We start from the raw sequence: 18,117 nt of genomic DNA, 5'->3' as shown, positions 1-18,117 counted from the left end.
GAAGGTCTCGACCTTCTCCTGGCCTTCGGCCAGCGATTGAATCGCCTTGCTGTCGGCCGTATACGTCCACTTGCCCGTGGCGTCCACCGTCAGCGTGCCGTACTGGCCCTTGGGATTGCCCTGCACCGACCACGTGTGCGCATCGCTCGTGTCCACATCCGACACCGCCAGCTGGCCCGATACCGACGGTGCCGCGTCTTCCTTCAACGCGCCGGTCGCTTCGCCGCTGATCTGCGGAACGTCGTTCGTACCGTCGATCGTGATCGTGACTTCGGTCGTCGTGCCATCGGCCGTCACCACCGTCACCTTCTCGGTCAGGCTCTCGCCCACCGCCAGCGCCTGGACCGCCGGATCGCTGTTGTTCAGGTTGTACGTCCAGTTGCCGTTCGCATCGACGCTGAACGTACCATGCTGGGTCGCCGTATTGTCCTGCGCCTGGAAGAACGACTGGTCATGATCGGCATCGACGATGTCCAGCTTGCCGCTGGTGCTCAGCGTCGTGTCTTCCTTCACCTCGCCCTTGTCGCTGTCCGGCGAATGCGGCGTGATGACCGGAACGTCGTCCGTGCCGTTGATCGTGATCGTGATCGTGCTGGTGGCCGAGCCGTCCTGGCTGGTCACCGTATACGTTTCGACGATGCTCTCGCCGCTGCGCAGACCCTGCACCACCGCGTTGTCGTTCGCCACCGTGTAGGTGTACGAACCGTCGGCGTTGAACACCAGCTGGCCCAGCGGCGCATTGCCGTTGCCCGTGCTGCCGTCAAAGTGCGCGCCCGCCTGGAAGTGGCTTTCGCCCGTGTCCACGTCGGTGATCGTCAGCTGGCCCGTGGCCACCAGGTTGCCATCGTTGTTGACGCCCTGGTCTTCGGTCACGGCGTTCGCGCCGCTGCTGACTTCCGGCACATCGTTGGTGCCGGTAATCGTAATGGTCACGTCCTGAACGGCCGTGCCGCCGTGGCCGTCATCGACCAGGATATGGAAGGTTTCCTGGACCTGCTGGTCCTTGGCCAAGGCCTGCGTCGCCTGCTGGTCGACGGTGTAGGTCCACTTGCCGGTCTGGTCGACGCTGATGGTGCCGTACTGGCCCTTGGGCTCGCCCGACACCGACCAGCTGTGCGTATCGCTCGTATCCACATCGGCCACGGAAAGCTGGCCGGAGACGGTCTGTTCGACATCTTCCGTGGCCGCCGCCGTGTTGGGGCCGCTGATGGTCGGGACGTCGTTGGTGCCGTCGATGGTGATGGTCACCGTGGTTTCGGTGCCATCAGCGGACTTGACCGTGAAAGTCTCGGTCAGTTGCTCGCCCACGGCCAGCTGCTGTACCCGCGGATCGTCGTTCGTCAGGTTGTACGTCCAGTGGCCTTCGGTGTCGATCGAGAACGTGCCGTGCTGCCCGGCCGTACCGTTCTGCGCCTGGAAGAAGGACTGGTCGTGGTCGGGATCGACGATGTCCAGCTTGCCTTCAGCCGTCAGGACTTCGTCTTCCTTGACGTGGTTGGCGTCGGGGCCGCCTTCGCCCGGGGTGATGACCGGCACATCGTTGGTGCCGGTCACCGTCAGGGTCAAGGTCGCGATGGAGGTGCCGCCCTCGCCGTCGGAAATCGTATAGTTGACGGTCGTCGTTTTGGTTTCGCCGGCCGCCAGGCTCTGGAAATCCTCGCCCGGATTGAAGGAGTACGAACCGTCCGCGCGGATCGTGAACGTACCGCCGGCCGAACCGGCGACCTCCACACCGGCCGCGGTCACGTCCTTGTCGCCCGCATGCACGACGGCCAGCGTATCGCCGTCCGGATCGATATCGCGGCCCACGCCCTGGGCATTGCCGGTCAGGACGTTACCCGATACCGCCGCGTCCTCGGTGGTGGCGGCGGCGTCGTTGACCGCCAACGGCGCGGGGTTGGTGACGTTCCAGTTGAAGGTTTCAGTCACGGTCGCGCCGCTGGTATCGGTCGCGGTGATGGTGACCTGGTAGACACCGTTGTTGCCGCCCTGCGAGGCGGAATGGTCGATGGCGCCGGTGATCACGCCCGTGTCCGGGTCGATCGTCAGCCCCGGAGGCAGGCCGTTGGCCGTGAAGGTCAGCTTGTCGCCGGTGTCGACATCGGCGAAATGGCCGGCCACGCTCACATTGATGTTCTGCTGCGCGTCCACGCCGTTGACGTTGTCGATCGCGGTCGCGGTCGGAACGTCGTTCAGGCCGTTCACCGTGACGGTCACCGTGGCGGTCGACGTATTGCCGAACGGATCGGACACCGTGTACGTGACGGTGCTGGTTTCCGACTGGCCGGCGCCCAGGTGATGATACGCATCGCCCGGATTGAAGATATAGCTGCCGTCCGGGAACACCGTGAAGGTACCGCCGGTGGAACCGGCGACCTGCACGCCACCGGTCGCCATCGGCGTGCCGCCGACCGACTGGATGAAGACCGCGTCGCCGTTGGGATCGGTGTCGTTGGTCAGGATATTGCCGGTGACGAACGACTTCTCGGTGGTCGTGCCCGTATCGTTGCCGGCGGTGGGCGGGTCGTTGGCGGGCGCGTTATTGTTCGTCGCCAGGCCGGCCGGGGTCAGCAGGTTGATCGCGGGAGTGCCGGCGCCAGGATAGGCAAGATCCAGCGGGGAGGTCGACTCGACCACGCGGGCCAGGCGCACGAAGCTGCTGCCGCCGGCATCGCCGCCGCCCGCCACCAGGGCAGCCGTGGGATCCAGGTTGTCGAACGGGTCCTGGCCGTTCTGCAGGGCCGCCAGCAGGCGGTCGGAATCGGTGCCGGTGGGCGGTGCCACGGCGGCTTCGGAGCGATCGACCGGCTGGCCCGCCATATCGGCATTGAACGCCACATCCCGGTTCTCGCCGATCGTCAGGGGCATGCCGCCTTCCGTCTGCAGGGCGACGGTGGCGCCCGTTGCAGTCACGATTTCGGTATCGGGCGGGATCCGGCTGCCGGCATGCAGTTCGGTGAGCGACCCATCGCTATTGCGTATCCAGGCGCGTCCGACGACTTGCGTAACTACGGCGGGAGTGGAGAAGGCCATTTTTTAGCTCCGGTTTTAGATGGCGTAATCCTAAAGACCCGGACCAATGGCGGATATTGTCCTGGAGGACAGGTTCTGCGATGGAATGAAGATGGCGGAGGCCGTGCCGGTACATTCGCCCACCTGGACGGCCGGGAAGCCCGCCGGTCGCCCTAAGCGCCGGGTTCCGGCCTACGCCGGACGGCTGCGCCCGCGGCAGGCCCGCTACCGGAGACCGTCCCTTGGGTGTCCGCCGTCGGGCCCTCGGCCGGCCGGCGCAAGACCCGGGATGGAAAAACCGGCGCAGCCCGGCGTCACCGGCTGATGCCGTGCACCCGCAGCGCGAGCTGCAGGCGGTCGCTCACGCCCAGCTTTTCGAAGACGGAGGACAGATGCGCCTTGACCGTGCGTTCGGTAATACCCAGGGCGGCGGCGATCTCGCCGTTGGCCTCGCCCACGGCGGCGCGGCGCGCCACCATGTCTTCGCGCTCGGTCAGCACATTGGCGTGCCATTCCTCTTTGCCGCCGGCGCGATTCTCCACCAGGCGCAGCAGCCGCGTCACCAGCGACCGGCCCATCCAGATTTCCCCAGCATCGACCACCTCCAGCACCTGGTTCAGCAAGGCGGGGGGCGCGTAGGCATGGCAATACCCGACGGCGCCGGATGCCAGTACCTTGGTGCCTTGTTCGTCATGGGGACGGGCGCTGGCGACGATGGTCCGCAGTCCCTTGATCGCGCCGGTCCATTGCTCGGAATTCCACGCGGGCAACCTGGGAATATCCGCGTCCACCACGGCCAGCGACCTGCCTTGCTCGCGCCAGCGCGCCAGATCCGCCAGGGCACGCCCGCGCGCGGGCAGCCAGCGGCGAGCGTCCAGGCCCGACCAGTGTTTCCACAACAGATCGTCGTGAGTGACGAACAGAACCGGTGCCACGTGCATCAATACCTCTTCCAGTCGCCTGCCGCCGCGCGACGTGACGCGCCGCGACAGGTATGCGGATGGGAATCCGAAGGAACGTACGGACTATTGAATCGAGCCAGCCTGCTAACGTTCGGTGAATGCGTTCTCTTTGGCGCGCAGGATGGGTTTGAGCAGGTACTGCAGCACCGTCCGCTTGCCGGTCAGGATATGCACTTCGGCGACCATACCGGGAATAATGGGCAGGTGCTGGTCGCCGACCGTGGCTTTCGAGGTCCGGACCCGGACGATGTAGAAGGAGTTACCGCGCTCGTCGGTCACGGTATCGGCGCCGATCTGCTCCACCACGCCCTCCAGGCCGCCGTAGATCGAGAAATCGTAGGCGGTGAATTTGACCTGCGCTTTCTCCTGCGGGTGCAGGAAGCCGATATCGCGCGGCAGGACACGCACTTCGAGCAGCAGCGTATCGTCGGTCGGGACGATCTCGATGATGTCCTTGCCCGGCTGCACCACCCCGCCCACCGTGTTGGCCAGCAGCGTCTTGACGGTGCCGCGCACCGGCGAACGGATTTCCGCCAGCTTGACCTTATCGGCCAGCGCGAGCTTGCCCTCCCGCAGGGTACGCAGCTTGGTGTTGGTATCCGACAGGTCGCTGCGCGCCTGGTTGCGGATATTCAACTCCGCCTCCTTGGTCTTGCTCATCGCTTCCTGGATCGATGCCTGGATACGATCGATCTGGGCTTCGGCGGCCTTCTGGTCGCCGCAGCTCTTGGCGACGTCGCGCTGCAGACGCAGCAAATCGACTTCGGAAACCGCGCCGCTGCTCAACAGCGGGCGAGTCACCGTGAGCTCCCGCGACGTCAGCGCGCAAGTCGTCGACGCCTGGTCGCGCTTGGCTTGCGTTTCGCGCAGCTCTTCCTGGCGCTGCTTGACCTGTTCCTTCGCGACGTTGATCGTGGCGTTCAGTTCGTTGGTGCGCTGGATCCAGGCATTGCGCTCGGCTTCGGCCGCCGCGGGCAGCTTCTCCAGGACTTCCTCCGGTACCTGGAAAGGTTCGCCGGTCGCCAAAGCATGCAGGCGCGCGGCCTTGGCTTCCAGCGACAAGTACTCGGCCTGGTTCTCGCCCAGCGAGGAATTGAACCGGGTGGGGTCGATCTTGAGCAGGATCTGGCCGGGCTCGACGGTCTGCCCGGGCCTGACCATGATCTCCTTGACCACGCCGCCGTCCAGGCTTTGCACCACCTGCACCTGGCGGGAGGGCACGACCTTGCCTTCGCCGCGGACCACTTCGTCGATGGGGCTGTACGCCGCCCATACCAGCAGGCCCGCCACCACGACCAGCGAGGTCCAGAGCAGCACGCGCGCGCCGCGCGCGTCGGACTGATAGATCGCCCACTCGGCATTGCCGGCATAGCCGGTCGTCACTTTGGGCTTGCCCCGCTCCTCGCCGTCCAGCAGGACGTCGAACAGCTTGACGAACAGCGTCCGCGGCAGACGCACGAGCGCCCCCAGGAACGAACCGCTTTCGTTCGCGACATGCGTGTCCATGCTCAGCTCCCCCGTCCCACCCGGCCCGTGCGCAACGCTTCCACCACCTGGTCCTTGGGACCGTCGGCCACGACGCGGCCGCCATCGATCACGATCAGGCGGGTCACCAGCTCGAGCAGCGCGGTGCGGTGCGTGATGAGGAACATCGTCTTGTTGGACCCGGCCGCCGCCAACTGGCCGCGCAGGCGCGATTCGCTCTGGTGGTCCATGTTGCTGCTGGGCTCATCCAGCAGGAACACCGGCGGGTCGTTGATCAGCGCCCGCGATATCGCCACGGACTGCCGCTGGCCGCCCGACAGCGATTCGCCGCGTTCGCCGATCAGCATGTCGAAGCCGTCCGGATGCACATTGGCGAATTCGCTGACGCCGGCGACTTCGGCCGCCGCCAGGATGCTGGCGTCATCCGCGTAGGGCGCGCCCATGGCGATGTTGTGCTTCAGGCTGCCATAGAACAGCACCGGATCCTGCGGTACGTAGCCGATCGCGCGGCGCAGGTCCGCCGGATCGATCTGGCGGACGTCGACGCCGTCCAGCAGCACCGTGCCTTCCGTGGGCTGGTAAAGGCCCATAATGAGTTTTTCCAGCGTGGTCTTGCCCGAGCCGATGCGCCCGATGATGCCGACCTTATCGCCCGGGTTCAGCTTGAAGGACACGTTGCGCAGCACGGGCTGCGCCGCGCCGGGATAGGCGAACGTCACGTCGCGGAATTCGACCGATCCGTGGAAGACCGGACGGTGCAGGAACTCCGCGGTTTCCGGGCGTTCCACCGGCAGCTGCATGTAGCTGTCGATGGACCCCAGCGAGGTGCGGGCGTTCTGGTACTGCAGCAACAGTCCCGCCACCTGGCCCAGCGGGATCAGACAGCGGCCGGAGATCATCGACGCCGCGATGATGCCGCCCATGGACACCGCCGAATCGTGGGCAAGGTATACGCCGATGGTCACCACCGCCACGGATACCAGCTGCTGCATCGCGGCGACGAAACCGACCGTCGTGCTGGACATCAGCTTGAGCTTGCTGCTGATATTGGCGATGTACTCGGTCGAGCGCTCCCAGTTCCGCTGCATCGCGCCCTGGGCATTCAGCGTCTTGACCGTCTCGAAGCCGGTCAGGGCCTCCACCAGGGTCGCATTGCGCTGCGACGATGCCTGGTAGGATGCCATGGTCAACGTTTCCATGCGGAACTGCGCGGCCAGCGATACCAGCACGATCAGAACGATGGCGACCACCGGCGGAATGACCATCCACGGCGAAATCCACGCCAGCACAAGCAGGAACATGACCACGAACGGCAGGTCGACCAGGGTCGTGATGCTGGCCGACGCGATGAAGTCGCGAATGGATTCGAAGGAACGCAGATTGGCGGCGAACGAGCCCACCGACGCCGGCCGCCCTTCCATGCGCAGATCCAGCACCCGCTCCATGATGAGCGCCGACAGCTTCACGTCGACCCGCTTGCTGGCGCTGTCGATGACATGCGCGCGCGCCGTGGTCAGGATGGTATTGAAGATCACCACGATGGCGATGCCCACCACCAGGACCCACAGGGTCTCCAGCGCGTTGTTGGGCACGACGCGGTCGTACACGTTCATCGTGAACAACGGCATCGCCATGGCGAACACGTTGATCAGTACCGCCGCCAGGATGGCATCGCGGTACAGGCGGCGGTTTTCGAATATCGCCGACCAGAACCAGTGCCGGCCGCGCACCTTGCCGACTTCCGGCGAGCGGGCGTCAAAGCGGAACTGCGGCCGCACGAAACACGCCATGCCGGTGTAGTCCTGCGCCAGTTCCTCGGCGCTGATCTCCACGGCACCCGCACCCAGCTCGGGATGGCTGATCAGGTATTTGCCTTCGCGCGCCTCCAGCAGCAGGCAAGCGCGCTCGCCATGCAGCAGCAGGATCGCGGGCAGGATATCCGTCGGGATCTCCGCCACCGCGCGCTTGACCATGCGGGCCGACAGGCGGGCCCGCGCCGCGGCGCGCGGCAGCAGCGCCGGCGTCAGGCGCTGGTCCACCAGCGGCAGCCCGGCCGACAAGGCCTGCGGCGTCGCCGGGACCCCGTGCACGCGGGTCAGCTCGACCAGGCACTCCAGCAAGGGATCGTCATGAACCGCGCGCGGATCTACGCGCCACGAGTCCACCGAGCGGTCAAATGACTTGTCCGTCTTCATCGTCCAACAGATCCAGATGTTCGGATAACCGGGCCCGGTGCTGCTTACGCTCGTTAAGCTTGCGCTGCGCGTGCGGCGGCAGGTCAGTCAGCCGCAGCGTGCCGTTGGCGATCAAGGCGTCTATCAGATCTTCGAGTACACGAACGAAGTCCAGGTCCAACTTGGAAAATTCGCCGTCCTGATCCTTTTCGCCTTGAGTCGCCATGGCAGATCACCACTTCGGGGAGGAACCCGGCCGGGCCGGGCTGGGTTGCGAGGATTTGCCCGCGGGGATGAGATCCGGGGGCGCCATGCCGCTGTTGTAGTTGACCTTCACGGGCTCCAGGCGCGACGCATCGGGCACCGTCGAATTGCACAGCTTGATGACTTCGTCGCTGACCTGCAGCTTGCCGTTCTCTTCCGGCGTCTCGTCGTTGGCGGGACGCAGGCCCAGCGCGGGCAACAGTTTGTGCGACAGCGTCAGCCAGCGGTACTGCGCGACCTGCAGGTCGTACAGCGCATTGGTCAGCGCGCGGCGCGATTCGAACAATTCGTTTTCCGTATCCAGCAAGTCCAGCAGCGTGCGCTGGCCGATCTGGAACTGCTGGCGATAGGCATCGCGCACCTTGGTCGTCGCGACTTCATGGTCGCGCAGGAACGGCAGGGCCTGGCGCAGGTGCACCACGTTGTTCCAGGCAATCGCCAGATCCTGCTGGATATTGCGGCAGGTGTAATTGCGGACATCGCGCGCGGCATAGCTCTGGGCGGACGTCTGGCGTACCCGCGCCGAATCGGCGCCGCCACGGTACAGGTTGTACGACATGACGAGCTGTACATTGGTGCTGCGCGTGTTCTTGTAGTCCGGACCCGGCTGCGACGTATCCGTGCCGTTGGACGCCACGAATTCGAACTTGGGCGAGAACGCGCCCTTGGACGATTGCACGCCGGCATCCGCAGCCTGCAACAGCGCCTGCTTGGAAAGGAAAGCAGGATTGCTGCGCAGCGAATCGTTGAAGTTCTTCGGATCCTTGGGCAGCCTGTCTTCCAGACGGGGCGGCGGCGCCAGGGTCGCCGGCACATCCAGCCCGGTGACGCGGCGGAAGCGCTGGGTCACGTCATTCAGGTTGGCGCTTTCGGTCATCAGGTTGGTCTGCGCCAACGCCAGCCGGCCACCGGCCTGTTCCAGGTCCACCCGGCGGCCCACACCGGAATCCGCGCGCTCGCGGATCTGCTTCATCGTTTCTTCGTGCAGGCTGTAGTTCTGGCGCGCCAGCAACTCCAGGTCGCGATAACGCTCGACGTCCAGGAAAGCCTGCGTCGCGTTGAAAGCCATTTCGTCGCTGGTGGCCAGCAGGTCGTAGAAGCGCGACAGTTTTTCGAAACCGGCCTGCTTCACGTCATTGGAGGTCTTGAAGCCATCGAACAGCAACTGGCGCAATTCAACCGTATAGCCGGGACGGTTCCAGCTGGCCGAGCCCTGGCCCGGCAGGTTGCTTTGCCATTCATGGCCAAGCCAGCCTTGCGCATTGACTTGCGGCAGGAACCCGCCGCGGGCCACGTTCTGCCCTTCCAGGGATGAACGAAAGTCGTTGTAACGGGCCTGGATTTCCGGGTTGGTCAGCAGCGTCTGCTCGACGACCTGGTTCAGGCTGGCGGCGCCTTTGGCGCCCGTCGCCTGCGCCACGGGCGCGTTGGTGGCCGGAACGACGGGAGGCTTGGCGAGCTGGCTGTTGGGCTGGCTGGGCTGGGCGACGGCTGTGGTGGCGGCGGCAGTTGCAAGTAGAGCAACAAGATGCTTCAGACGAAACGAATGCATGTCTTTCCCGTGATGCGTGATCGTGGTTGAGTAACAGCTGATTGCCCGGCTGTAATACTTCGCGCTCAGCACGTGCCGCTCCGCATACAGGTTTTTTTAAGAGGAACGGTCGACGAAACAGCTATGACGAAACTGCGGCGGGCATTGTCTGTTTCGTTCAACGCTGCATCAACTCCATAAAAACGCGGTTTATTTCACAACATCTCAAGCAGATGTAAATATTATGGTCGCAGGCGCTTTCGTTTCGTGGACACATTTGTAAACCCAACAGCACATCCGCCTGCTCTACAGTTAAAACTCCCATCAATTTCCTCCAACTTCTGCTAAATCTGCACGATTTCCGAAACTTGGCCAGGAAACGACAATGTAACAACGAGGGGAAACCCTAGAAAAACGGCTTTTGTCGTTGGTACGAAGCGACATTGTGGTTATGTAACAACATGTCTTGATACACACATATATCACTGCCCGAAGTGCCAAAAAGGCTTCCGCCAGGCCGCGATATCCCCCAACGGGTGACTCGCCCGGTCTAAAAATTTTCTGGTATAGTTGCGGACTTGCTTGATGTGGGGCGGTAGCTCAGCTGGGAGAGCGTCGCGTTCGCAATGCGAAGGTCGGGAGTTCGATCCTCCTCCGCTCCACCATCCAGATTCCAGAGAAAAAGCCTTGGAAACACGATGTGTTCCAGGGCTTTTTTGCATTTTGCGGCCTGTCCTTTTTGCGCGCTGCCTCATGGGCATGGGTTCCATCGGCCATCGCCCGTCGTCTCCCACCGGCCTATCGGGCCGTGCTAACGCCCCCTCCCCGTTCGACACTGCCCGGCGCCTTCTTGCCAGACGCCGCGGAGGGAAGGCGGGATGCTGGGGCTTTGCCTTCTTGATATCAAATTAATAAAACGATATCGAAATCAGCACTTAGCGGGATTTGAATCATGCCATCCATCACCGTGCGGAACATCTCCGAAGAGGTGCACCGGGCCATCCGGGTTCGTGCCGCCCTGCACGGCCACAGCACAGAGGCCGAAGTGCGTAGCATCCTGGAACAAGCCGCACGCCCAGAAGACAGGGTGAAGTTGAGCTCCCTGCTGGCTTCCATCGCTCGCGACGCAGGAGGCTTGACCCACGCCGAGGCGGAATCCATTAATCAAATCCGCGACAAGACGCCCGCGCTACCCATGAGCATCGAATGATCGTTCTCGACACCAACGTCATATCCGAACTCTGGAAGGCTGAACCCGCACCGCAGGTTCTGGCCTGGATGGACGATCAGATGGTGGAGTCTCTCTACCTTTCAGCCATCACCGTCGCCGAGCTGCGCTTCCGCCTGGCGGCCATGCCCGAGGGAAAGCGGCGTGCTATTTATCTGGAACGACTCGAGCGCGAGGTACTGCCTGTCTTCTCGGGCCGTATCGTGCCTTTCGGACTGGAGGCTTCGCACACCTATTCCGACCTTATGATGCGTGCCCGCAAAGCTGGCAAACCCATTGGCTTATCCGATGGCTATATTGCTGCCTCCGCCGCCGCACGCGGCCTGGCCGTGGCCACGCGCGATACCAGTCCGTTTCTGGCTGCCGGCCTCACCGTCATCAACCCTTGGGAAGAGCGATAAGGCAAGTCTGCACTTCACTGCTTTCCCGCCTCCAGGTCACGCCCCGTCCGCGATAACGTCCGTGGCGGCAAGCATCGCCGCCCGGCGCCAGCCAACACACGCACTGGAACCATACCCCGACGCTCAGGGGACCAGCACGATTTTTCCCGCTTTGTGGGGCAAGCCTTCCAGCATCCGGTGGGCAAGCGCGGCCTCGCCCAGGGGAAGCACATCGCCTACCAAGGGTACGAGCGAGCCCTGTGCCACCAGCCGCGCCAGCTCGTCGAGGATGGGCGTACGGACCTGTACCAGCAGGAAATCGGAGCGCACGCCGCGGCGGCCCAAAGCCTCCGCATCCGGCTTTTCGACGGCGGACACCACAACGCCGCCATCCCGCACCAGGGCATAGGATTGCCGCAGGGCCTGGGCGCCAACGGTGTCGATAACGGCATCGAAGCTGCCCTTGTATCGCTCCACGTGCTGCATCTCCTTGCCGACGATATCCGTCGCACCCAGCGCGCGCACGGATTCCGCCGCCGCCTGTGACGCCGTGGCCACGACTTGCGCACCGGCCAGCCCGGCGATCTGGACGGCATACCTGCCCACATTGCCGGCACCGCCCAGCACCAGGACACGCTGGCCGGGCCGGATCTGGGCGAAGTCGCGCACCATCTGCGAGGCGGTAACCGCAACCACGGGAATGGACGCGGCTTCCGGAGGCGCCAGGTCCGGCGGCATGCGCGCGATCATATCCGCCAGCACCCGGGCGTATTGGGCGTAGCCATCGGTGAAACGACGGTTGGTCACGCCGAACACCATGTCGCCCACCGAGAATTGCTTCACGCCAGGGCCGACCGCCGTGACAACGCCCGCGATATCCGATCCCGGAGTCAGGGGTAGCGGCTGCGGCAGTACGCTTTTTCCCGCGCGGATCCACGCGTCCCACGGACCGACCCCTGCAGCGGCCACCTTTACCAGCACCTCGCCTTCCGCCGGTTGGGGCATGGGAAGCTGGCGCAGCGCCAGAACGTCCGGTCCACCGTAGCTATCGATCTGTATGGCTTGCATCACTCCGGCCGCATCGCCGACGGGTTGGGTTGCAGATTTCATAAGAACCTCGCGATAAGGATGTACAGGACGTCATGCCCCAGCCGCCTGCGCGCCGGATAAGGACGGACGCGCGATGCTGCGATAGGCGGCTTCCGCCACGACTATGGCCAGCGCGATAAGCCCCGCGCCGATCAGGCTTAGATAATGCGGATCCACGAACAGGATGACGAAGCCGCCCAGGACGCTGGACGCGGCCAGGCCGCCGTAGGTGGCCGTATTGTTAAGGGCAAGAACCAACGGCGCGACGTGCGGCGCAACCGCCACCAGCCGATGCTGTTGCGGCACCAGGGCGCCCCATCCACAGATGCCCCACACGACCAGAGCAATCGCGGCGGTGCCCGCATGAGCCGACGCCCATGGCAACGCGCAAAAGCCCAAGGCACCGGCGCCCAGCAACCCGTTGACGACCGGACGGCTGCCGAAGCGATCCACCAGACGGCCCGACCATACGTTGCCCAGCGTCGCCGCGACGCCCCAAAGCAGAAGCAGGCCGGCCAGTATGCGTCCATCCCCACCCGTTGCGCGATCGAGTACCAAGCCAGCATAGGTGTAGACCATCAAGAAACCGCCGAAAGCGAGCAGCGAAGTCAGCAAGACCAGCGCGATCCGTATGTCGCGCACCGGGGTCAGCCGCTGGCGCAGGCTGAAAACGGGAGGACGCGGAATGGCGCGCAGCAGCGTCCATAGGCCAGCCATGGCGATCAGGCCGAGCAAAGCCACGAACCACAGCGTGTTTCTCCAGTTGCCGAAGCCTCCGATGAAGGTGCCGATGGGTGCGCCCAGCGCCGTCGCGCCGGTCAGCCCGGCGGTCACGGCGGCAAGGGCGCGTCCCCGTCTTTCCGGCGGGACCAGCACGGAAGCAACGCCCAGTGCGGTCGGCGAGAACAGCGCAGCACCGAATCCGGCCAGGGCGCGGCTCCACAGCACGGTGTCCAGATCCTGCGCCAGCGCGGTTATGGCATTGCCCGCCACGAAGATGCCCAGGGCCAGGACCAGAAGCAGCTTGCGCGGCCAGCCTCCTGCCGCGGCGGCCATGACCGGCGCCGCTACGGCATAGGACAGCGCATACACCGTCACCATTTGTCCCGCCAGGCTGACCGAGGTGTGCAGGGACTCCGCGACGCTGGCAAGAATCCCGGCGACGACGAAGTTGTCCGTACCCATCGCGAACATCCCGAGGGCAAGCATGAGTAGGCGGCGGTCCATGGCGTTTTCCTGTTGCTGTATTGCGGGCATGGCAATCAGGATAGTGCGGGCGCCTGATGGCGCAAATGTCATATACACTGCAAATTCATGCCATCCCGAGGACGACCCATGCACCGGATCGGCTTTGTCGTTTTTCCAGATTTCTACGTATTGGGGCTTGCCGCCGTCACCGCCTTCGAGCTGGCGAACACGGTCCTGGACGAACCGGCGTATGAGGTGACGATGCTTTCGGAGACCGGCGGCCTGGTGCGGGCCTCCGCCGGCATTCGCATCGACACGGAGCCCTTCGGGGATAGCTCGTTCGATACGGTGATGTTCGCCTCGGGTGTGCGTACCGTGGGTGCGTCGCCCGCGCTGATCGCTTTCGTGCAGCGATCGCTGGCGACATCGCGCCGCATCGCCGCGCCGTGCACGGGTGCCTTCGTCCTTGCCGAAGCCGGTGTCCTGGATGGGCGGCGCGCGACCACCCATTGGCGATTCGCGCGCGACCTTCAGCGTGACTTCCCCGCGATTGCCGTGGAAGGTGACCAGATTTTTATCGTCGATGGCTCGGTATGGACGTCCGCGGGAATGACGGCGACGATAGACATGGCACTGGCCATGATCGAGAAGGACCATGGCGCCGAGGCGTCCCGCGCGGTCGCCCGCAAGCTTGTGGTCTATCACAGGCGCGCCGGCGGCCAGTCGCAGTTTTCCACGCTGCTCGAACTGTCACCGAAGTCCGATCGCATCCAGAAGGCGATTGATTATGCGAATGCCAACTTACGGCAACCCTTGTCCGTGGAGGAGCTTGCCAAGGCGGCCAGCCTGAGCCCCCGTCAGTTCAGCAGGGCATTCAGCGCCGAAACGGGCCAATCGCCAGCCAAGGCGGTGGAGCGCCTGCGCGTGGAAGCTGCCAGGCTCATGCTGGAGCAAGGCCGCCTGTCGCTGGACGTCATCGCCGGACAGGCCGGCTTTTCCGATCGTGAGCAGATGCGGCGCGCGTTCCTGCGGGTGTTGGGGCAACCTCCCCAGATGGTCCGCCATCTGTCCAGGAAAAGCCGGGTACCTGCCGCGCCGGCCGGCACAACGCGGGCGGAATCGCCCGCGTCCCGGGGCCCCGGCAACATGCCGTTCAGCGTACCGACCAGGAAAAACAGCTCGCAATGAGGGTTCATTGTCCTCTCGAACGCTCAGTGCATTCTCGAGTCATCGTAGGAAATCTGCGCTTCCGTCAGTTTCTTTCCGTGGGCGAGAGACCAGTTGTAGAGAGCCGCAAAAGGTTCACGCAGCGACGCCCCAAGCGCCGTGATCGTGTACTCGACGCCGATAGGCTGCGTCGGGAGTACTGTGCGGTTGAGAAGGCCGTCACGCTCCAACCGCTTCAGCGCATCCGACAGCGCCTTGTGGGTAATGCCGTCGAGGCGCCGTTTGAGGTCGTTGAATCGCGCCGGTTGCGTGCACAGGGCGCTGACCTTGGCAATGAGGTCACGAAAAATATGAGCAGGCTTTCAGGAAAGATCGCGGTCGTCGTGGGCGGTCATGAAGGCATTGGCGGCGCCATCGCGCGGCGCTTCGCCGTGGAAGGCGCCACGGTCTATGCAACCAGCCGCCGTGCCGAAGAGGGCGAAGCAGGTCATGGCGCGGGCACGTTGCGCGCGCGCTGCGTTGACGCGTCCGACACGACAGCGCTGGCCGCCTTCTTCGAGGCGGTACACAGCGAGGCGGGGCGGGTGGACGTGCTCGTCGTCAACGCCGGCATCTCGGAGTTCGCAACCCTCGATGCAGTTGTCGAGGATCATTTCGATCGGCACTTCGGCCTCAACGTGCGAGCGCTCCTGTTCGCCACCAAGGCTGCGACCGCAATCATGCCCGACGGCGGCTCGGTGGTGCTGGTCGGCTCGATCGCCGACGAGATCGGCACCATAGGCTACGGCGTCTACGGGGCGACCAAGGCGGCGGTACGCTCGTTCGCACGAACCTGGGCCAACGAGCTTGCCCCCCGCAACATCCGCGTCAACGTAGTCGCGCCGGGGCCCACCGACACCGCCATGATGGCGGCAGCGTCCGACGAAGTGCGCGAGACGCTGACGAAACTGATCCCGCTTGGCCGCATGGGCCGGGCCGACGAAGTGGCATCTGCCGCGCTGTTCCTTGCCAGCGAAGAGGCGAGCTTCATCACCGGCATCGATCTGCCGGTAGATGGCGGCATGGCGCAGGTGTGACGTCCCTAAAGGCTCAACGGCGCTTATTCCAACGATGATGGACGTCGATTGCCGGCGGCCATCGCGCCTGCCCGCAAGGCGCGGCAATACGGCGCGCGGGATTCGCCTCAAACGAGTCGTTCGCAGGCCCGTCGCAGGCGGCCGCAGCCTTCCTTGATGCTATCCATGGACGCGGCGAACGACAGGCGGAAGTACGGCGACACCCCGTAGGCCGCGCCCTGCAGGACGGCGAAGTCCACTTCCTCCAGCAGGTACATGATGAAGTCCTCGTCGCTGCCCAATACCCTGCCCTGCGGCGTCCGGCGTCCCATCAGCTGGGCGCAGGAAGGAAAGGCATAGAAGGCGCCTTCCGGCACATGGCAGCGGATGCCGGGAATGGCGTTCAGCATGCCGACCAGGAAATCGCGCCGCTGCTGGAAGATTGCCGTGCGTTGCGCGATGAAATCCTGCGGGCCGTCCAGTGCCTCGCGCGCGGCGGCCTGGCTGATGGACGACGGGTTGGACGTGCTCTGCGACTGCAGCTTGGTCATGGCCTTGATCAGTTCGCCCGGGCCGCCTGCGTAGCCGATGCGCCATCCCGTCATCGCATAGGCTTTGGATACGCCGTTTACCGTCAGCGTGCGCGACTTCAGTTCCGGTTCGACCTCGGCCATGGTGCTGAACCGGCGCCCGTCGTAGAGGATGTGCTCGTACATATCGTCCGAGAGAATCCACACCTGAGGATGGCGCAGCAGCACCTGCGCCAGCGCTTTCAGCTCCTGGGCGGAGTACGTCGCGCCACTGGGATTGTTCGGCGCGTTCAGTATCAGCCACCGCGTCCGGGGTGTGATGGCGCGCTCCAGTTCGGCGGGGCACAGCTTGAAGCCGTCCTCGACCCGCGTCGGCGCGAAGACGGGGGTGGCGCCGGCAAGCAGCGCGATATCCGGATACGACACCCAGTACGGTGCCGGCACGATGACCTCGTCGCCCTTGCCCACCGTGCACATTAAGGCGTTGAAGATCACCTGCTTGCCACCCGTGCCGGCGATGATTTCTTCCTTCTTGTAGTCCAGGCGGTTTTCGCGCTTGAACTTGTCCGCGATGGCCGCCTTCAGCTCCGGCGTGCCGCCCACATCGGTGTATTTGGTGCGCGATTGCGCCATGGCGCGCGTGGCCGCCTCGATGACGTTTTCGGGGGTGTCGAAATCGGGCTCGCCGGCGGTAAGACCCAGGATATCGCGCCCGCTGGCGCGCAATTCGCGCGCGCGCTGCCCCGCCATCGAGCTGGGAGACGGCTTGATGCGATTGACGCGGTCTGCGAGTAAGCCCATGTCTGTGTCCTTTGCGGTTCGTGGCGATGGCGCCGGTATGCACATTCCCGGAAATGGGATCGTCGGCATGAATTCTAGGAATGGGCTTTGTTCATAACAAACAATGAATTTCGATTGTTTATTCGTTTTCATCAATATATGATCGGAAGCCGCCAGGCCTGGCCCGCTCGGGCGCATCCTTCCGCCGCGACCGGTCCCCGAACCGGCGCCTCTCATCCTCAAAGACGCCCCGCTCCCGCGCGGTGCAATCGGACCCGACCATGCTGCGCAATATCTCCCTCCGACACCTGCGATGTTTCGTGGCGGTGGCCGACGCCGGTTCTTTCACGGTGGCCGCCTCGCGCCTGTTCCTGACGCAGTCCTCGCTGACCGCCACCATCCAGCAGTTCGAGGAAACCGTCGGGGTCAAGCTGTTCGACCGCAGCACGCGCCGCGTCGCCATGACCAACGAAGCCGTGCGCTTCAAGGTAGAAGCCGAAAAGATACTGAGCCACTTCGACGGCGCGCTCAGCGACCTGCAGGCCTTCTCGCAGGGGCGCCAGGGCCATATCCGGATTGCCGCGGCGGCCTCGGTGATCGAACATTTCCTGGCCAGCGCGGCCCATGCCTTCAAGACGGAATATCCGGACACCACGATCTCGCTGCGCGACGCCGGCGCGGAACTGGTCGAAACCATGGTGGCCGGCGGCGAGCTGGATTTCGCGGTGACCAGCCGGCACCGGGGACACGACGACCTCGTGTACACCCCTCTGCTGGAGGACCGCTATGGGGTCGTATGCGATCCACGGCATCGCTACGGCGCCAGCCGCAGGCCCTTGCGCTGGTCCGAGCTGGACCCGTCGGACTACGTCAGCTTTTCGCCGGACACGGGCATCGGGGCATTCCTGCGGCAGAATGCCGGCCGCAAGGACATGTTCTCCGGCATGCGCGACGAAATATCCAGCACCACGTCGCTGCATGCGGTGCTGCGCATGGGCGCCAGCTACGCCATCATTCCGGCACTCGCGGCGGGCATGGGACAATTCGCGCCATTCGTGTTCCGCGAGGTCAGCGGGCCCAGGCTGTCGCGCGAGATCTGCCTGATCAGCCGCAAGCTGCGCGCGCTGTCGCCCAGCTCCACACACCTGCTGGAATTCATGCGCCGCGCCATCGACGAACGCGCCCTGCCGCCCGGCGTCAGGACACTGGGCGGCAGGCGGACATCGAACAAACGCCCGGCACCGCGAAAGTAACCGGCAGCCCTTCCCGCCG

At 64.5% G+C, this 18,117-nt stretch carries 15 protein-coding genes and 1 tRNA gene; 6 read left to right on the top strand and 10 right to left on the bottom strand.

What is annotated here, in order from left to right:
- The 6 genes from ACO1P8_RS22240 to ACO1P8_RS22215 form a co-directional block, all read right to left on the bottom strand.
- Positions 1-3,033, bottom strand: a 3,033-nt coding sequence (locus tag ACO1P8_RS22240; RefSeq protein WP_486298024.1) for a retention module-containing protein, incomplete at its 3' end; no start/stop codon positions are given.
- A gap of 293 nt (positions 3,034-3,326) precedes the next feature.
- A complete protein-coding gene (locus ACO1P8_RS22235) occupies positions 3,327-3,953 on the bottom strand; it encodes a response regulator transcription factor (RefSeq protein ID WP_486298023.1) in 627 nt (208 codons plus the stop codon).
- Positions 3,954-4,058: 105 nt separating this feature from the next.
- The gene (locus tag ACO1P8_RS22230) at positions 4,059-5,480 is read right to left on the bottom strand and encodes an HlyD family type I secretion periplasmic adaptor subunit (RefSeq protein WP_486298022.1); all 1,422 of its coding nucleotides are present in this window, start codon (positions 5,478-5,480) and stop codon (positions 4,059-4,061) included.
- A 2-nt stretch (positions 5,481-5,482) separates the two neighbouring features.
- Complete coding sequence (locus tag ACO1P8_RS22225; protein WP_486298021.1) at positions 5,483-7,654, bottom strand: type I secretion system permease/ATPase; 2,172 nt, start codon at positions 7,652-7,654, stop codon at positions 5,483-5,485.
- Positions 7,632-7,859 (bottom strand): hypothetical protein, encoded by a 228-nt coding sequence (locus ACO1P8_RS22220; RefSeq protein WP_094841645.1) that lies wholly within the window; start codon positions 7,857-7,859, stop codon positions 7,632-7,634. Before ACO1P8_RS22220 ends, ACO1P8_RS22225 begins: the two co-directional genes overlap by 23 nt.
- 6 nt (positions 7,860-7,865) lie before the next feature.
- A complete protein-coding gene (locus ACO1P8_RS22215; protein WP_486298020.1) occupies positions 7,866-9,449 on the bottom strand; it encodes a TolC family outer membrane protein in 1,584 nt (527 codons plus the stop codon).
- Between the two features lie 568 nt (positions 9,450-10,017).
- Between ACO1P8_RS22215 and ACO1P8_RS22210 the strand changes: the two genes are divergently transcribed.
- From ACO1P8_RS22210 to ACO1P8_RS22200, 3 genes are all read left to right on the top strand, one after another.
- Positions 10,018-10,093: transfer RNA gene (locus ACO1P8_RS22210), tRNA-Ala, on the top strand.
- A 287-nt stretch (positions 10,094-10,380) separates the two neighbouring features.
- A complete protein-coding gene (locus ACO1P8_RS22205; RefSeq protein WP_486298019.1) occupies positions 10,381-10,638 on the top strand; it encodes a FitA-like ribbon-helix-helix domain-containing protein in 258 nt (85 codons plus the stop codon).
- On the top strand, positions 10,635-11,057 hold the full coding sequence (locus ACO1P8_RS22200) for a PIN domain-containing protein (RefSeq protein ID WP_486298018.1): 423 nt from the start codon (positions 10,635-10,637) through the stop codon (positions 11,055-11,057). Before ACO1P8_RS22205 ends, ACO1P8_RS22200 begins: the two co-directional genes overlap by 4 nt.
- 123 nt (positions 11,058-11,180) lie before the next feature.
- Here the strand turns inward: ACO1P8_RS22200 and ACO1P8_RS22195 are convergent, their stop codons facing one another.
- On the bottom strand, positions 11,181-12,146 hold the full coding sequence (locus tag ACO1P8_RS22195; RefSeq protein ID WP_486298017.1) for an NADP-dependent oxidoreductase: 966 nt from the start codon (positions 12,144-12,146) through the stop codon (positions 11,181-11,183).
- Between the two features lie 30 nt (positions 12,147-12,176).
- The gene (locus tag ACO1P8_RS22190; RefSeq protein WP_486298016.1) at positions 12,177-13,352 is read right to left on the bottom strand and encodes an MFS transporter; all 1,176 of its coding nucleotides are present in this window, start codon (positions 13,350-13,352) and stop codon (positions 12,177-12,179) included.
- 108 nt (positions 13,353-13,460) lie between these two features.
- On the opposite strand from ACO1P8_RS22190, the gene ACO1P8_RS22185 reads away from it, so the two are divergent.
- Positions 13,461-14,501, top strand: a complete 1,041-nt coding sequence (locus ACO1P8_RS22185; protein WP_486298015.1) for a GlxA family transcriptional regulator — start codon at positions 13,461-13,463, stop codon at positions 14,499-14,501.
- Between the two features lie 23 nt (positions 14,502-14,524).
- Here ACO1P8_RS22185 and ACO1P8_RS22180 read toward each other — a convergent pair whose 3' ends face one another.
- Complete coding sequence (locus ACO1P8_RS22180) at positions 14,525-14,746, bottom strand: winged helix-turn-helix transcriptional regulator (protein WP_486298025.1); 222 nt, start codon at positions 14,744-14,746, stop codon at positions 14,525-14,527.
- On the opposite strand from ACO1P8_RS22180, the gene ACO1P8_RS22175 reads away from it, so the two are divergent.
- Entirely contained in the window at positions 14,738-15,556 is an 819-nt protein-coding gene (locus ACO1P8_RS22175; protein ID WP_486298014.1) for an SDR family NAD(P)-dependent oxidoreductase, read from the top strand. The two genes, ACO1P8_RS22180 and ACO1P8_RS22175, sit on opposite strands and share 9 nt — an antisense overlap.
- 107 nt (positions 15,557-15,663) lie before the next feature.
- On the opposite strand, the gene ACO1P8_RS22170 is transcribed toward ACO1P8_RS22175, so the two are convergent.
- On the bottom strand, positions 15,664-16,866 hold the full coding sequence (locus tag ACO1P8_RS22170; protein ID WP_486298013.1) for a pyridoxal phosphate-dependent aminotransferase: 1,203 nt from the start codon (positions 16,864-16,866) through the stop codon (positions 15,664-15,666).
- Positions 16,867-17,126: 260 nt separating this feature from the next.
- On the opposite strand from ACO1P8_RS22170, the gene ACO1P8_RS22165 reads away from it, so the two are divergent.
- Positions 17,127-18,098, top strand: coding sequence for a LysR family transcriptional regulator (locus tag ACO1P8_RS22165; RefSeq protein ID WP_486298012.1), 972 nt, complete (start codon positions 17,127-17,129; stop codon positions 18,096-18,098).
- Positions 18,099-18,117: the final 19 nt, after the last annotated feature.

The sequence above is a fragment of the Bordetella sp. genome, assembly GCF_057362025.1.
Note: the sequence above shows the minus strand (reverse complement) of the source record. Positions and strands in the feature narration are given on the sequence as shown.

What these genes read in the sequence shown, in the direction of transcription:
- ACO1P8_RS22225 (WP_486298021.1), bottom strand. Translation starts at nt 7,654, where the DNA reads ATGAAGACGGACAAGTCATTTGACCGCTCGGTGGACTCGTGGCGCGTA.
- ACO1P8_RS22205 (WP_486298019.1), top strand. Translation starts at nt 10,381, where the DNA reads ATGCCATCCATCACCGTGCGGAACATCTCCGAAGAGGTGCACCGGGCC.
- ACO1P8_RS22190 (WP_486298016.1), bottom strand. Translation starts at nt 13,352, where the DNA reads ATGGACCGCCGCCTACTCATGCTTGCCCTCGGGATGTTCGCGATGGGT.
- ACO1P8_RS22235 (WP_486298023.1), bottom strand. Translation starts at nt 3,953, where the DNA reads ATGCACGTGGCACCGGTTCTGTTCGTCACTCACGACGATCTGTTGTGG.
- ACO1P8_RS22170 (WP_486298013.1), bottom strand. Translation starts at nt 16,866, where the DNA reads ATGGGCTTACTCGCAGACCGCGTCAATCGCATCAAGCCGTCTCCCAGC.
- ACO1P8_RS22215 (WP_486298020.1), bottom strand. Translation starts at nt 9,449, where the DNA reads ATGCATTCGTTTCGTCTGAAGCATCTTGTTGCTCTACTTGCAACTGCC.
- ACO1P8_RS22200 (WP_486298018.1), top strand. Translation starts at nt 10,635, where the DNA reads ATGATCGTTCTCGACACCAACGTCATATCCGAACTCTGGAAGGCTGAA.
- ACO1P8_RS22165 (WP_486298012.1), top strand. Translation starts at nt 17,127, where the DNA reads ATGCTGCGCAATATCTCCCTCCGACACCTGCGATGTTTCGTGGCGGTG.
- ACO1P8_RS22195 (WP_486298017.1), bottom strand. Translation starts at nt 12,146, where the DNA reads ATGAAATCTGCAACCCAACCCGTCGGCGATGCGGCCGGAGTGATGCAA.
- ACO1P8_RS22185 (WP_486298015.1), top strand. Translation starts at nt 13,461, where the DNA reads ATGCACCGGATCGGCTTTGTCGTTTTTCCAGATTTCTACGTATTGGGG.
- ACO1P8_RS22230 (WP_486298022.1), bottom strand. Translation starts at nt 5,480, where the DNA reads ATGGACACGCATGTCGCGAACGAAAGCGGTTCGTTCCTGGGGGCGCTC.
- ACO1P8_RS22220 (WP_094841645.1), bottom strand. Translation starts at nt 7,859, where the DNA reads ATGGCGACTCAAGGCGAAAAGGATCAGGACGGCGAATTTTCCAAGTTG.